Origin of the sequence: Parasedimentitalea huanghaiensis, assembly GCF_009753675.1 — a bacterium.
GTDB lineage: Bacteria > Pseudomonadota > Alphaproteobacteria > Rhodobacterales > Rhodobacteraceae > Parasedimentitalea > Parasedimentitalea huanghaiensis.
Window position 1 is genome coordinate 404,542 of the sequence record NZ_WQLV01000002.1, and the last position, 14,426, is coordinate 418,967.

14 protein-coding genes are annotated in these 14,426 nt (G+C 54.9%); 9 read left to right on the forward strand and 5 right to left on the reverse strand.

Annotated features, from left to right (window positions below):
- Positions 1-4 precede the first annotated feature (4 nt).
- The 5 genes from GO984_RS05680 (at position 5) to GO984_RS05700 (ending at position 6,061) form a co-directional block, all read left to right on the forward strand.
- Complete coding sequence (locus GO984_RS05680; RefSeq protein ID WP_157021574.1) at positions 5-2,830, forward strand: molybdopterin oxidoreductase family protein; 2,826 nt, start codon at positions 5-7, stop codon at positions 2,828-2,830.
- A gap of 85 nt (positions 2,831-2,915) precedes the next feature.
- The gene (locus GO984_RS05685; protein ID WP_157021575.1) at positions 2,916-3,710 is read left to right on the forward strand and encodes a 4Fe-4S dicluster domain-containing protein; all 795 of its coding nucleotides are present in this window, start codon (positions 2,916-2,918) and stop codon (positions 3,708-3,710) included.
- Complete coding sequence (locus tag GO984_RS05690) at positions 3,710-4,597, forward strand: dimethyl sulfoxide reductase anchor subunit family protein (RefSeq protein WP_157021576.1); 888 nt, start codon at positions 3,710-3,712, stop codon at positions 4,595-4,597. Before GO984_RS05685 ends, GO984_RS05690 begins: the two co-directional genes overlap by 1 nt.
- Positions 4,598-4,703: 106 nt before the next feature.
- Positions 4,704-5,165 (forward strand): carboxymuconolactone decarboxylase family protein, encoded by a 462-nt coding sequence (locus tag GO984_RS05695; protein WP_157021577.1) that lies wholly within the window; start codon positions 4,704-4,706, stop codon positions 5,163-5,165.
- Positions 5,166-5,170: 5 nt separating this feature from the next.
- Positions 5,171-6,061, forward strand: coding sequence for a sigma-70 family RNA polymerase sigma factor (locus tag GO984_RS05700; protein WP_157021578.1), 891 nt, complete (start codon positions 5,171-5,173; stop codon positions 6,059-6,061).
- Positions 6,062-6,076: 15 nt separating this feature from the next.
- Here GO984_RS05700 and GO984_RS05705 read toward each other — a convergent pair whose 3' ends face one another.
- Complete coding sequence (locus GO984_RS05705) at positions 6,077-7,255, reverse strand: ammonium transporter (RefSeq protein WP_157021579.1); 1,179 nt, start codon at positions 7,253-7,255, stop codon at positions 6,077-6,079.
- Positions 7,256-7,765: 510 nt separating this feature from the next.
- Between GO984_RS05705 and GO984_RS05710 the strand changes: the two genes are divergently transcribed.
- From GO984_RS05710 to GO984_RS05720, 3 genes are read left to right on the forward strand one after another with little or no spacing between them, the layout of a single operon-like run.
- Positions 7,766-8,290 (forward strand): DUF2975 domain-containing protein, encoded by a 525-nt coding sequence (locus GO984_RS05710; RefSeq protein ID WP_157021580.1) that lies wholly within the window; start codon positions 7,766-7,768, stop codon positions 8,288-8,290.
- A gap of 16 nt (positions 8,291-8,306) precedes the next feature.
- Entirely contained in the window at positions 8,307-8,525 is a 219-nt protein-coding gene (locus GO984_RS05715) for a helix-turn-helix domain-containing protein (RefSeq protein WP_157021581.1), read from the forward strand.
- A 41-nt stretch (positions 8,526-8,566) separates the two neighbouring features.
- Positions 8,567-9,160: an outer membrane beta-barrel protein gene (locus GO984_RS05720; protein ID WP_157021582.1), complete on the forward strand. Its 594-nt coding sequence runs from the start codon at positions 8,567-8,569 to the stop codon at positions 9,158-9,160.
- Positions 9,161-9,272: 112 nt separating this feature from the next.
- Here the strand turns inward: GO984_RS05720 and GO984_RS05725 are convergent, their stop codons facing one another.
- Positions 9,273-9,713 carry an SRPBCC family protein gene (locus tag GO984_RS05725; RefSeq protein ID WP_245226969.1) on the reverse strand — a complete coding sequence of 147 codons (441 nt, stop codon included), beginning with the start codon at positions 9,711-9,713 and terminating at the stop codon, positions 9,273-9,275.
- Positions 9,714-9,880: 167 nt separating this feature from the next.
- Positions 9,881-10,753: a 4-hydroxy-tetrahydrodipicolinate synthase gene (gene dapA, locus GO984_RS05730; protein WP_138161210.1), complete on the reverse strand. Its 873-nt coding sequence runs from the start codon at positions 10,751-10,753 to the stop codon at positions 9,881-9,883.
- 140 nt (positions 10,754-10,893) lie between these two features.
- On the opposite strand from dapA, the gene GO984_RS05735 reads away from it, so the two are divergent.
- The gene (locus GO984_RS05735; RefSeq protein WP_157021584.1) at positions 10,894-12,858 is read left to right on the forward strand and encodes a lytic transglycosylase domain-containing protein; all 1,965 of its coding nucleotides are present in this window, start codon (positions 10,894-10,896) and stop codon (positions 12,856-12,858) included.
- On the opposite strand, the gene GO984_RS05740 is transcribed toward GO984_RS05735, so the two are convergent.
- Together GO984_RS05740 and mnmC2 are read right to left on the reverse strand one after the other, a co-directional pair.
- Positions 12,832-13,722: a DMT family transporter gene (locus GO984_RS05740; RefSeq protein ID WP_157021585.1), complete on the reverse strand. Its 891-nt coding sequence runs from the start codon at positions 13,720-13,722 to the stop codon at positions 12,832-12,834. The two genes, GO984_RS05735 and GO984_RS05740, sit on opposite strands and share 27 nt — an antisense overlap.
- Positions 13,719-14,387, reverse strand: coding sequence for a tRNA (5-methylaminomethyl-2-thiouridine)(34)-methyltransferase MnmC2 (gene mnmC2 / locus GO984_RS05745; RefSeq protein ID WP_157021586.1), 669 nt, complete (start codon positions 14,385-14,387; stop codon positions 13,719-13,721). The genes GO984_RS05740 and mnmC2 overlap by 4 nt, the downstream gene beginning before the upstream one ends.
- Positions 14,388-14,426: the final 39 nt, after the last annotated feature.

Here is a 14,426-nt window from a genome sequence, read left to right on the forward strand (position 1 = left end):
CATCATGACGCACCAACAGCCGATCATTGATACCTCGCCCAAGGTTTCGGACGAGGTGCGCCAGACCACCTGCTATATGTGTGCCTGCCGTTGCGGCATCAACGTCCATATGAAGGATGGCAAGGTCGCCTATATCGAAGGCAACCGCGACCACCCGGTCAACAAGGGCGTGCTTTGCGCCAAGGGATCGGCCGGTATCATGCAGGTCAACGCACCTTCGCGGCTCAAGGCTCCGCTGAAACGGGTTGGGCCACGTGGGTCTGGTGAGTTTGAGGAAATCAGCTGGGACGAGGCGCTGGAAATCGCTGCCAGCCGGTTAGAGCCGATCCGCAAAGACAACCCTGAAAAGCTGGCGTTTTTCACCGGGCGCGATCAGTCACAAAGCTTTACCAGCTTCTGGGCGCAGAACTTCGGCACCTGCAACTACGCAGCACATGGCGGGTTCTGCTCGGTCAATATGGCCACCGCAGGCATCTACACCATGGGCGGTGCGTTCTGGGAGTTTGGACAGCCCGACTGGGACTATACCAAATTGTTCATGCTTTTCGGTGTCGCCGAAGATCACGACAGCAACCCAATCAAAGCGGGCCTGGGAAAAATCAAGGCACGTGGTGCCAAGGTGATTGGCGTCAATCCAATCCGCTCGGGTTATAACGCCATTGCTGACGAATGGGTTGGTATCACACCCGGTACCGACGGTCTGTTCATCCTGTCGATGGTGCATTGCCTGATGAAGGCCGGAAAGATCGATCTGGAATATCTTGGCCAGTTCACCAACGCACCAGTGCTGGTCAATCAAGACCCTGATAGTCCTGACTATGGGCTGTTCCTACGCGACGACCACGGTGCACCACTGGTGATCAACCGAAAAACCGGCAAGCTGGCCCCGTTTGACATGCACGGTGTGCGCCCGGATCTGGGCGGATCGTTTGAGCTGGATGGCATCACCCATGTGTCCGTTTTCCAGCTGATGGCCCAACGTTATCTGTCAGACGACTATGCCCCCGAGGCCGTAGCCGAGCGTTGCGGCATCCCGGCAAAACGCATCCGCGCCATTGCGGCCGAACTGGCCCGCGTCGCCTTTGACGAGGCGTTTGAGTTGGATCAGGAGTGGACCGATTTTCGCGGTGAAAAACACGACAAGATGATTGGCCGCCCCGTGGCCATGCACTCGATGCGCGGGGTTTCGGCCCATGCCAACGGCTTCCAGACCTGTCGCGCATTGCATGTCCTGCAAATCATTCTTGGCACGGTCGAAGTGCCCGGAGGGTTCCGGTTCAAGCCCCCCTACCCCAAGCCGGTTGAAGCACACCCTGCCCCGCACTGCCGTGTCGCCCCGAACAAACCGCTGGATGGCCCGCACCTTGGCTTTGTCCACGGCCCGGAACATCTGGCGCTCAAGAACGATGGTACTGCTGCGCGAATCGACAAGGCGTTCACCTGGGAAAACCCCATGTCTAGCCACGGGCTGATGCATATGGTGATTTCTAATGCCCATGCGGGTGACCCGTACAAGATTGATACGCTGTTCATGTATATGGCCAACATGTCATGGAACTCTTCCATGAACACCCGTGGCGTGATGGAGATGCTGACGGACAAGGATGAGAACGGGGACTATGTAATCCCGAACATCATCTATTCGGATGCCTATTCGTCAGAGATGGTGGCTTATGCTGATCTGGTTCTGCCAGACACCACCTATCTGGAGCGGCACGATTGCATCAGTCTGCTGGATCGCCCGATCTGCGAAGCGGATGGCGCGGCGGATGCGATCCGCTGGCCGGTGATCGAGCCAGACCGTGATGTGCGCGGCTTCCAAACTGTGCTGGTGCAACTGGCCAACAAGATGAAACTGCCCGGCTTTACCGATGAGGACGGCAACGCCAAATGGCAAGATTACGCCGACTATATCGTCAATCACGAACGCAAACCGGGCATCGGCCCATTGGCTGGGTTCCGGGGCAAAGATGGCGATCAGGCAGGACGTGGCGAGGTCAACCCGGATCAGCTGGACAAATACATCGAAAACGGCGGTTTCTTTGTCGAACACATCCCGACCGAGGCCAGCTATTACAAACCCTGGAACATGGCCTATCAGGATTGGGCCGTTGGCATGGGTATTTTTGACAGCCCGCAACCCTACCTGTTCCAGCTCTATGTTGAACCCATGCGCAAATTCCAGCTGGCTGCCGAAGGCCACGGTGAACGCCAACCACCCGAGCACCTGCGCGAGCGGATCAAGGACACGATGGACCCCTTGCCGATCTGGTACGAGACGGACCAAACCGGCAACGAAGGTTATACCATCAACGCTCTGACCCAGCGCCCGATGGCAATGTATCATTCCTGGGGCACCCAGAACGCCTGGCTGCGTCAGCTACACGGCCGCAACCCGCTTTATGTGCCGACCAAGCTGATGCGCGAAAATCAGTTGCAGGATGGCGACTGGGCCAAGGTGTCCTCGCCCCACGGTGAAATCATCGTCCCAGTGATGGAAATGGCAGCGCTGAACGACAATACGGTCTGGACCTGGAATGCCATCGGCAAACGCAAGGGCGCCTGGGCTCTGGAAGAAGACGCACCAGAGGCCACCAAGGGCTTCCTGCTGAACCATCTGATCCACGAATTGTTGCCATCCAAAGGCGACGGCATGCGATGGGCAAACTCGGACCCAATCACCGGGCAAGCCGCTTGGTTCGACCTGAAAGTGAAGATCGAAAAAGTCGGCGCGCCTGATGATATCGCAGAAAGCCAGCCGGTCTTCCCCCCAATGAAATCACCCATTGGCACAGGGCCTGAAGAACTCAAATGGAAGGTGGGGAAATGATCCGAACTTCATCTAGCCACAAATATCCCGGGGTCTGGGGCAGCGCCTTAGCCTTCGCTCAAGCCTACTGCAGGGGTCTGCTGACATGACCGAGCTACCAAACGCCACTGACCGCAAGATGGGGCTGGTCATTGACCTAGACACCTGTGTCGGCTGCCACGCCTGTGTGATTTCCTGCAAAGGCTGGAACACTGAAAACTATGGTGCGCCACTGTCCGATCAGGACCCTTATGGCAGTGACCCGTCGGGCACCTTCCTGAACCGCGTGCATTCGTTTGAGGTGCAGCCAAAACCCTGTGGTTCTGAACAAGCCCCAGCCGCACAGCTGATCCACTTCCCGAAATCCTGCCTGCATTGCGAAGATGCGCCCTGCGTCACCGTTTGCCCCACCGGCGCCAGTTACAAACGTGTCGAGGATGGCATTGTGCTGGTCAATGAAAGTGACTGTATTGGTTGTGGGTTGTGCGCCTGGTCCTGCCCTTATGGCGCACGCGAATTGGATCTGGCTGCAGGGGTGATGAAGAAATGCACGCTTTGCGTAGATCGGATTTACAACGACAACCTGCCCGAAGAAGACCGCATTCCATCCTGTGTTCGCACCTGCCCCGCGGGCGCGCGACATTTTGGTGATCTGGGTGATCCGGACAGTGACGTATCCAAGCTGGTGGCCGAGCGTGAAGGCATGGACCTGATGCCTGAAATGGGCACCAAGCCGGTGAACAAATACCTGCCACCGCGCCCTAAGGATCAGATGGAAGACCAGATTGATATCCTAGCCCCCTTGCTGGCCCCGGTTGCTGAGGAAGCAGGCGGCTTTTTGGGCTGGCTGGATAAGGCGCTCGACAAGCTACCCGGCAACTCGACCGAAGGAGCAAACTAATGCATCCGGCCCCTTCTGTTATTCTCTTCACCACCCTATCCGGGCTTGGCTTTGGGTTGCTGTTCTTCCTTGGTCTTGGCATGCCCGATGTGACCGGCATGGTATCTTTTGTGTTCTTTGCCATTGCCTATGCACTGGCAGTCGGCGGGCTCTTGGCCTCGACCTTTCACCTTGGCCATCCAGAACGCGCCATGAAGGCATTCAGCCAGTGGAAAACCAGCTGGCTGAGCCGCGAGGGCTGTTGTGCGGTTGGTGCTCTGTTGGTGATGGGGCTCTACGCTATTGGTACTGTGTTTCTGGACACCCAATGGACCCTGTTCGGCGTGATTGGTGCGGTTCTTAGCTTGGCGACAGTTTTCACAACATCGATGATCTACGCCCAGTTAAAGACTATTCCGCGCTGGAACATGCCGCTCACCCCAGCGATGTTCATCAGCTTTTCGCTTGCTGGCGGCGCATTGCTGGCCGGACAAGAGACCATGGCAACCGCCCTGCTGATCATCGCAGGGATGGTGCAGCTGGGTTATTGGTCCTACGGCGATAAAGCCTTTGCCGAGTCGGGAACTACAATGGGGACGGCCACCGGTTTGGGGGATCGTGGCGCAGTGCGTGCGTTTGAGCCACCGCATACTGGATCAAACTATCTGCTGCGTGAATTTGTGCATGTGGTGGGCCGCAAGCACAGTCAGAAACTGCGAATGATCGGGTTTGGTTTGGGCTTTGCGCTGCCGATCCTGTTGCTACTGGTCCCATTCGAAGGTCTGATGCTGAAGCACACAATGGCCGCCATTGCCGTGCTATCGCATCTGGCTGGAATAGCCTGCTCGCGATGGCTGTTCTTTGCTGAGGCCGAGCATGTGGTCGGCTTGTACTACGGTAAACGCTAGAAATTCAGGGGCACCCAAACCGGGTGCCCCAATTTATTTCCGGCCACATGTCACAAACCGTGTTGCTGCTTCGTCCTGTTCCTGAGCCATCAAAAAGGAACAGCTTATGTCTCAACGTCTTGACCAATACTCCACCGCTCCAGAACTGATTAAACCGCTGCTTGAAATGGAAAAAGCATTGGATGGAACAGAGCTGGAATTCAGTTTGAAAGAACTGATCAAGCTGCGCGCATCGCAGATCAACGGTTGCGCCTATTGCATTCACATGCACACAAATGATGCCCGCGCGGGTGGTGTAAGTGAGGATCGGCTGCACCTGCTGAACGCCTGGAGAGAATCCTCGCTGTATTCGGATCGCGAACGCGCGGCGCTGGCCTGGACTGAAACCCTGACCCGCGTAGAAACACAGGGAGCGCCTGACGGGCATTACAAAACCCTGACTGAACATTTCACACCACACGAACAAGTGGCCGTCACGCTAGCCATCACAGCGATCAACTCGTGGAACCGGCTTGCAATCGCATTTTCTACCCCACATCCTGCCGCGCAGGAGGCAAATGCTGCGTGACACCTATGAACTCCCCTGAAGCAAATATGTTTCTGGATGCGCGGCCGCGATTGTTCGCGGCTGCCTATCGTATGCTGGGCACCGTCAGTGATACCGAGGACATCCTGCAGGAAGTGTATTTGCGCTGGCAAACCGTCGCTATGGATACGGTGCGCGATCCGGTTGGATATCTCATGCGGATCACCACACGCCTTTGTCTGGACCAGTTGAAGTCAGCGCGAGTGAAACGCGAAGTTTACCCCGGCGAATGGCTCCCAGAGCCCGTGTTGACCGATGACTCGGTTGAGGCGCTGGATCATGATGTTTCGGTGGCTTTGTTGCTCGCACTGGAACGGCTAACACCGCTCGAACGAGTGGCGTTTTTGCTGCATGATGTGTTTGACTGCGATTACGACGAGGTGGCCCTGACCCTAGGGCGTAGCGAAGCCAGCTGTCGACAACTCACCACGCGCGCCCGTCGGCATGTGCAGGAATCCAAGCCAAGGGCAGCAGTAGATGATGAACAAGGCGCGGCGATGGTCGAAGCCTTTTTCATGGCCTCCAAGTCGGGTGACACCTCTGTATTGGCGAAGCTGCTGACCGAAGATGTGCAACTGATCTCGGACGGTGGCGGCAAGGCGATTGCGGCGCTCAATCCAATTGTCGGCCAGGATCACGTGGTGCGGTTCTTCGAGGGGCTGTCGCGCAAGCTGGATGGATTTATTCCAAAACACTGGAAGCTCTGCCAGCTAAATGGTTTGCCAGCCATCGTTAGTCGCGAGATTGATGGGATTGTTCAGACCACTGCTTTGGAAATTGTAGACGGTAAGATCCACCGGATCTACGTGGTTCGCAATCCAGACAAGACACAGCATCTGGTTGAAACTTTGAACGACGATGAAGGGCCGCGTCAATGACGCGACCCTGAGGTTTTACGAATGGAATTCGTAGGCCCGTTCGCCATGTTCCTCGAGATCCAAACCATTGGATTCCATCTCTTCTGAGACACGGAAAGGCGTGATCAGCGCGGTGATCTTGACCAAAACGACGGACACCACAAAGGTGAAAACGCCCACAATCGCCAGCGCCCCCAATTGCGCGGCCCATGTTCCTTCGCCAAACACCGCGATCATGATGGTGCCAAAGATGCCGCCAACACCGTGAACGGCAAATACATCCAGCGTGTCGTCAATTTTGACTTTGTTACGGATGAAATTCACAGCTTCCTGACACAGAACCCCAGCAAACGCGCCGATTATCATCGCCTCGACCGGGCCAACAAAACCTGAGGCCGGTGTGATAGATGCCAGGCCTGCAATGGTGCCTGTCACGATGCCAACCAGGCTGGCCTTGCCGTATTTGATACGTTCCCACAGGGCCCAAGTCAGAGAGGCCGTCGCGGCCGAGATATGCGTCACGGTAATCGCCATCGCCGCGCCGCCATCGGCTGTTAGTTGCGATCCGCCATTAAAGCCATACCAGCCAACCCACAGCATTGCAGCGCCCAACATCACAAAGGGAGGAGAATGCGGAGGTTTGGTCGATACCTTGCGTGCGCCCAGCATGACCGCCAGAACCAAGGCCGCGATACCAGCGGTTTCATGGACCACGATGCCACCAGCAAAGTCTTTGACACCCACCTCCCCAAAGATACCACCATCCGCCAGAAAGCCGCCGCCCCAGATCCAGTGCACAACGGGCGCATAACACAGCAGCATCCATAGACCAGAAAACACCATTACAAACCCAAAGTGGATGCGTTCCACATAGGCGCCGACGATCAGGGCTGGGGTGATAATCGCAAAGGTCATCTGAAAGGCAAAGAACAGGATCTCAGGCAGGGTGCCTGTCAGGCTATCGGCAGTCACACCATCAAGGAACATCTTGCCAAGTCCGCCCCAATAGGCATTGCCATCACCAAATGCGATTGAATAGCCAACGGCGAACCAGAGTATGCTCATCAAGCAGGCAATGGCATAGCAATGCATGAACACGCTGAGCACATTTCGCGCCCGCACCAGCCCACCATAAAAAAGGGCCAGCCCCGGTAGTGTCATGAATAACACCAATGCCGTTGCGACCATTATCCAAGCTGTATCTGCCCCGTTCATAGTACTCTCCGTTCGCGTTTGGATTCTGACGTCATTGCGATGAACCGTTTTGAACACGCAAAAGAAAGAGGCAGAGCCGCAACGAGCCGGTCAAATCAGCAGCAGTTCAGGGACTGACTGGAATTTGTGCGCAATGTTCGCAGTGCGCCCAAAAATGCGCCGCGTTGTGAAAAAGGGGTCGCGACCTTCCCCGACGTCATCTTCACCAATCAGCCAAAACACAATGAACAAAGTGAGGAAGAGATTTCAGAAATCACATGTTTGGCGCTCGGTCTGGAAATGGATAGCATCTGTATCTGACGAGGATAACACGCTGACAAGTAAGTAAAATATTTTCAATCGAGTTGGATGGTCGCGAGTTAGACCGTGCACTTGCGCTGGCGATATACCGTTAATAGGAAATTTTTTATCGTTTTTCGATAAATGATTTGACCTTCGTTTCCACCCACTATAGCAAAACCACAGGCTAAACGCCCCTGTGGGGACGCACTACGCAAAGGAACTGTGGCAATGAAGATGTCGCGATTGATCAAATTATTATTCGTCCTGATTTCCGTCACGGCAATCCTATCCCTGACAGATACCATCTTTGTTTTCCAAAGTGACTTCCCGCTTGCGCTGCAAGTCGACGGGGAAGTTTGGATCCGGAAAATTTCAGAGTTTTCCATATCCGATCGAGTTGCGATCTTCTCGATGATCGAGTTCACAACATTGCCTTGGTATTGGGCACTCTTCATGATGTGGCGCTTGGCAAAACTGTATCGAGACGGTCAGTATTTCACACCCCAAAACAGTCGGTGTTTTGTTGGAATTGCCTACGCTCTGATCGCGATGTCAATTTTGGACACTCTGATCGCACCCGTCATTGGTGGCTACTTCTATTATCGCGGCATCCTTGATGGCATGCCTGATATGGACGTGACCCTGATCTTAGCTGACACCGACCTACTGACAGCCGGATTATTCTTCTTTTTGATCGGGATGATCATGGAAAAAGCGAGTACTCTTAGGGAGGAAGCAGATATGACGATATAGATTGGTACACTGAATTATGGCGTTGATCATTCATCTGGATGTTATGTTGGCTACTCGCAAAATGAAGCTTTCCGAGCTGTCTGAGCGTGTCGGTATTACCATTGCCAACCTTTCAGTTTTGAAAACAGGGAAAGCAAAGGCAGTCCGCTTTTCAACTCTCGAAGCCATATGCCGGGAACTCAACTGCCAGCCCGGCGACCTCATAGAATACAAGCCTGACAAACCTTCTGAATAAACCTCTTTAGAACGACACCCTCAAAATCTGTGGAAAATACAATGAGCAAACAAACGCACTTCGCGTTGTTTGGTGCGGTAGCTATTGCCGTGCTGACAACAACTTCACATGCATATGCTGACGATAGCAGAGACGGTTTCTATGCCGGTCTGGCAATTGCTGGATCAGGTGTCGCAACCGAGGAAGGCGCTGGCGTCCCACAACGGGACAATTCAAAAACATCAATCGGGGCTTTTGCTGGTTACAAACAGAAAGTCTATTCGAACTATTTTATCGCCGGGGAAGCGTTTATCAACGACACCTCTCAGGACAGAACCTATTCGAATGGCGACAGATTGTCGTTCGGAACCCAGTACGGCGTGAAGGCACACCTTGGATATGAAGCGAACTGGGGATCCGTCTATGCAATCCTGGGCGCAGCCAACCTAGACTATGATGTCACCTTAAGCGGTTCAACTGTAAGCGAGAGCGGCATTTCCCCGATCTTCGGCTTGGGAACCAGCTATCAAATCAATGAAAAGGTCTCTGCCAACCTCGAGTACATTGGCACCGGTGATAGCATCAATATTGCTGGTAAGTCGGACAGGGGTGTTGGTCTTGGTGTAGTGCGCCTTGGTCTTGCGTACCATTTCTAATGCGGCAGACGTAAACACACGCAAATTGTGCACGAAAAAGGCGGCGCTCCGACTGGAGGCCGCCTTGATCATATCGAGTGATCTAGCTTGTAGCAGATCTGCCCAATTCCGACTAAACCTTGCTGGCAAGTCCCTTCAGGTTTCCGTCCAGAACTTTCCCCATCATCATTTTCATCATGGTCTGCCCAAGCAACCAGCCAAACGGGCCAAATTTGACGCGATAACTCATACCCCACTTCACGTTCGACCTACCGTTTTTAAGTGGCACTACATTCAGTTCTGCATGTGCTTCGTGCAGTGGCATCGCTGACATTTCCGACAGCTGGACCCGACATTTTCTATTTGGAACCCAAGCGGTAACTTCCTCGACGACCGAGGTGCCGTTATCGAAATGACAGCGGCGTTTTGATCCAACCCCATCTTCACCGCTGGTCAATGCATCAACGGATTTCACCAGCGGTGCAAATTCGTCAACGTGCATATAGCGGCCTAAAACAGCCCACACGGCTTCTGGTGTGGCGTCAATTTCGAGTGCTCGTTCATAGTGTATCATGTCGTCCATCCTGATCCAAATTTGAGTTCCTTATAATGGATGCCTGATGACAGTTTCTGTCATCATCAGAGCAAAATCACCCGTTCCGGAAAACTTTGTTGGGCCGACATGAAAAAGGCGGCGCTCCATCCGGAGGCCGCCTTGATCGGTAGTTGATTTGTTGCGGTTTACAGTAGGCCAGCGTGGGCCATTGCAGCGTCAATTGCAGCCTTGGTGCTGGCTTCCAAACCGGTCAAGGGTGAGCGAACTTCTTCGCTGCACAGGCCCAGTTTCGACAGGCCGTATTTGGCACCAACCAAACCGGGCTCGATAAAGATCGCTTCGTGCAGAGGCATCAATTTGTCTTGAAGTTCCAGCGCCTTGGCGTAATCGCCAGCCAGAGTTGCAGCCTGGAATTCAGCACAAAGTTTTGGCGCGACGTTCGCTGTCACTGAGATGCAGCCTGTACCGCCGTGGGCGTTGAAGCCCAGCGCCGTTGCGTCTTCGCCGGACAGTTGCACAAAATCGGCACCACAGGTCATGCGCTGTTGGCTGACCCGCGCGATGTCTCCGGTCGCGTCTTTAACACCGATGATGTTTGGCAGCTTAGCCAGCTCGCCCATCGTCTCGGGTGTCATGTCGACAATCGAGCGACCGGGGATGTTGTAGATAACGATCGGGATATTTGCACAATCATGCGCAGCGGTGAAATGTGCCACCAGGCCGCGCTGGGTCGGTTTGTTGTAATAGGGGGTCACCACCAAGGCCGCATCAGCGCCCGCACTTTTGGCAAACTCGACAAAACGAATCGTTTCAACAGTGTTGTTTGACCCTGCTCCGGCAATCACCGGCACCCGGCCAGCCGCTGCTTTCACAACTTCTGCGATGACAGTCTCATGCTCATCATGGGTCAGGGTGGGGCTTTCACCAGTGGTACCGACGGGGACCAAACCGGTTGATCCCTCGCTGATATGCCATTCTACAAGGTGTTTGAGTGCATCCAGATCCAACTCGCCGTTGTTAAACGGGGTGACGAGGGCTGGCATAGAGCCTTTAAACATGGACACGCTCCCTTAGCAGTGTATTTCAGACGGGCGATGGCCCGCCGACATTGTTGATCTGCCGATAAATTGAGTTGAACCCGGCAGGTCACGGATTATCGTTATTGGCTCTAGCCTTGGTTCATTGGAAAATGCAAGCGATGACACGCATTCTAACCCTACTTGTTCTGATTTCCGCACTTTGGGTGCATCCTCTGGTCGCCCAGCAAGGCCGTCACTTAGGAAGCGCCCTGGATTCGATGCGGTCCGAAAAATGGAGCGAAGCCGCTAATACAGCGGCCAAATCGGGAGATGTGGCCGAAGATGTCATTGAATGGCACCGGCTACGCGCGGGAATGGGATCAGCAGATGATGCGCTTGCCTTTTTGTCCCGGCGTCCGGATTGGCCGGGACTCGCCTATCTGCGCCGCAAAATCGAACCTTCAATTGCCGCTGCCGGAACTGAAGCTGTTTTGAAGTTTTATGCTACTGAAGCGCCGCAAACTGCCGAAGGTGTGTTGAGTTATGCCCGGGCGCTGATTGCCACCGGGAAACGGGGGGACGGTGAAGCCAATCTGGTGGTCGCCTGGCGGACCATGCCGATGGGCTCGGCCATTCAGACAGCTTACCTGAAAGACTTTGCCAAGCTGCTAAAACCTCACCATGCCGCGAGACTGGACCGGCTGTTGTGGGATAACCATCTGGTCAGCTCAAAACGAATGTTGTCACTAGCCCCAGATGGGGATCGCAGACTCGCAGAAGCGCGGATTGCCTTGCAAGAAAGAACACCCGGGGTCGACGCCAAGATCGAAGCCATTCCGGCCCGTTTGCAAGATGCTCCTGGATTGGCGCACGACCGATTTAACTGGCGCGATCGCAAGAAGCGGCGCGAGGATGCGATCACTTTGATGTTGGAGCGGAGCGAAAGTGCCGAGAGCCTGGGCGAGCCTGAACAATGGGCGCGTCGCCGCCGCGATCTAGTGCGTCAGGATATGCGCGATGGCAACAACCAGCGGGCCTATCAGCTGGCTGCGCGCCACCACACCACCCCAGAAGCAGGTTATAATTATTCCGACCTCGAGTGGCTGGCCGGATATATTGCGCTGCGAAAACTAAATGATCCCGCAACGGCTGTGCAACATTTTGACCGGTTTTTGGATTCCATCGAGACCCCCATTTCAATCGGCCGTGGCGGGTATTGGTTGGGACGTGCCTTTGCGGCGATGGATGAACCGGACAAAGCGCATGAGGCCTATGCCTTGGGGGCAAATTATCAAACCTCCTACTATGGCCTGCTGGCCGCTGAAGAGATTGGCCGCCCGTTTGATCCGGACTTGGAAAACCCACCGTCAGTCCCGCCCTGGAAACAGGCGGAGTTCGCTTCATCATCGGTGACCAAGGCGGCGCTGATGATGATTGATGCGGATGAATTGGATCTGGCCGAACGCTTCTTGACCCATTTGGTCGAAGGGCTGGACGAAGTTCAGGCTCGGCAATTGGGTCTGATGGCAGTTGAAATGGGTCACGCGCATCTGGCTGTAATGATTTCAAAACGAGCCGCGCGTCAGAGTATGGAGCTAGAGGGAGCCTATTTTCCATTACATGCTGTTGCAAAAGAAAAGCTGCCAATGGCCAAGGAAATGGTACTGGCAATTTCACGACGCGAAAGCGAGTTCGATCATCAAGTGGTCAGTGGTGCGGGCGCACGCGGGCTGATGCAGGTGATGCCTGCAACGGCAAAACTGGTGGCCAAAGAGCTGGGCATACTGGCCAAGCATTCAACCGCACGGCTAACGGGCGAGTGGGACTATAACGCCAAATTGGGGGCCAACTATCTGGCGGGGCTGGCAGGCACCTTCGACGGCAATGTTGTTATGATGGCAGCCGGATACAATGCCGGGCCGCGACGTCCGATTGCCTGGATGGAACGCTACGGCGATCCGCGTGACGGCACCCCGGATATCGTGGACTGGATTGAGCACATCCCGTTCAACGAAACCCGCAATTACGTCATGCGGGTTTCTGAGAGCCTGCCTGTTTACCGCGCCCGATTGGGTAAACCCCCATTGCCCGTGCCGTTCACTCAGGAACTGGCTGGGTCAACCCTTCGCGCGTTCGCGCCATAGGGTAAACAGCCCGGCTGCGATAATGATACCGGCACCAATGGCCACATTGGTGCGGATCACCTCGCTAAACACTGCAATGCCCAATATGGCGGTCCAAATAAGATGGAAGTAAGCAAAGGGCTGCACGGCGCTGGCTTCAGCCATCTCATAACACTTAATCAACAGCCAATGCCCCGCGACGCCAGACACACAAAGCAACGCCATCCAAAGCCAGTCGCTGCCAACCATTGGCTCCCAGAACCAGATGCCAACAACCGTCATGCAAACCGCGCCAGAAATGCCGGTCCAGAAAAAGCTGGTTGCGGTGGTGTCTTTGCGGGCCGCGTACCGCGTCAGCAACCCATAGACCGCAAACATCAGTGCCGAGAAAAAGGGGATCACGGCTGCGGGGTTAAACACGCCCATGCCAGGCTGCAGAATAACTAGCACCCCGATCAAGCCTACGCCAATCGCTGACCAACGTCGCCAGCCAACTCTTTCTCCCAAGACCGGACCACTCAAAGCAGCCACCAACAGCGGATAAGATATAAAGACCGCCTGGCTTTCGATCAGGCCAAGAATGGTAAAGCCGTAGACGGCGACACATATTTCAGCGACCAGCAAGGCGCCTCGAAATACCTGTAATCCCAGTTGATCCGTTTTTGCAGTTGCGCGGATGCCACCGGGGGCTCGGGTCGCCAAAAACACCACAAACGCGGCGAAAAACCAGTAGCGCACCATCACCACCATGTAGGTGTTATAGGTTCCGGCTAAGTGCCGGGAGATCCCGTCCTGAAGGGCAAAAACCACAGTCGCACCAATCATAAGTAAAATGCCCAAAGGCACATTGTTGGTTTGCGTCTGTTCAGTACTGACCTGTGTCATACCATCTTTGCCTTTGTCATATGCCGCTTGCGCCCAAAACCCGGAACGCGAGTTACTTCGAATCCTGCCTCTTCCAACCCGCGCCTAACAAAACCGGCTGCCGTGTAGGTCGCCGCACTACCACCCTGTTTGGTGTGGCGCGCCACTTGCTGCATCAAATCAGCCTGCCATAGTTCGGGATTTTTGGCGGGAGAGAACCCATCCAGAAACCAAGCATCCGCCTGCCCCGTCCACTCTGGCAGCGACACGCGCGCGTCGCCTATGACCACATTCAGCTGCAACGTGCCCAAATCACAGCAACCGGTTCCCTTCCAGAGCTGTAGAAACCTCTCGGCCCAGGGTGTTATGGCGGGAAAAGCAGCCAGCGCTTTTGCCATATCTGCGGGCAACATTGGAAAGGCCTCGAAACTGGTAAAGCATAGAGGCGTGGTCATCCCCGCCTCTTCCCAGGCCTTCCAGGCGGTCAGCATGCCAAGGCCCGTCCCAAACCCCAGTTCGGCGATTTGAAACCCAGGCACAAACCGCTTTGGCAGGTCGTTGCCTGCAAGAAACACAAATTCAGTTTCAGCCAGTCCGCCCTGAAGTGAAAAGTAGGGATCATCAAACTTATCTGACACCGGCACAACGTCGTCGCGCCAACTGAGGCGGGCCTGCTGGTCTGCCATGTGATTATCCCCTAAATGAGTAGCTGGAACGGCGCGACA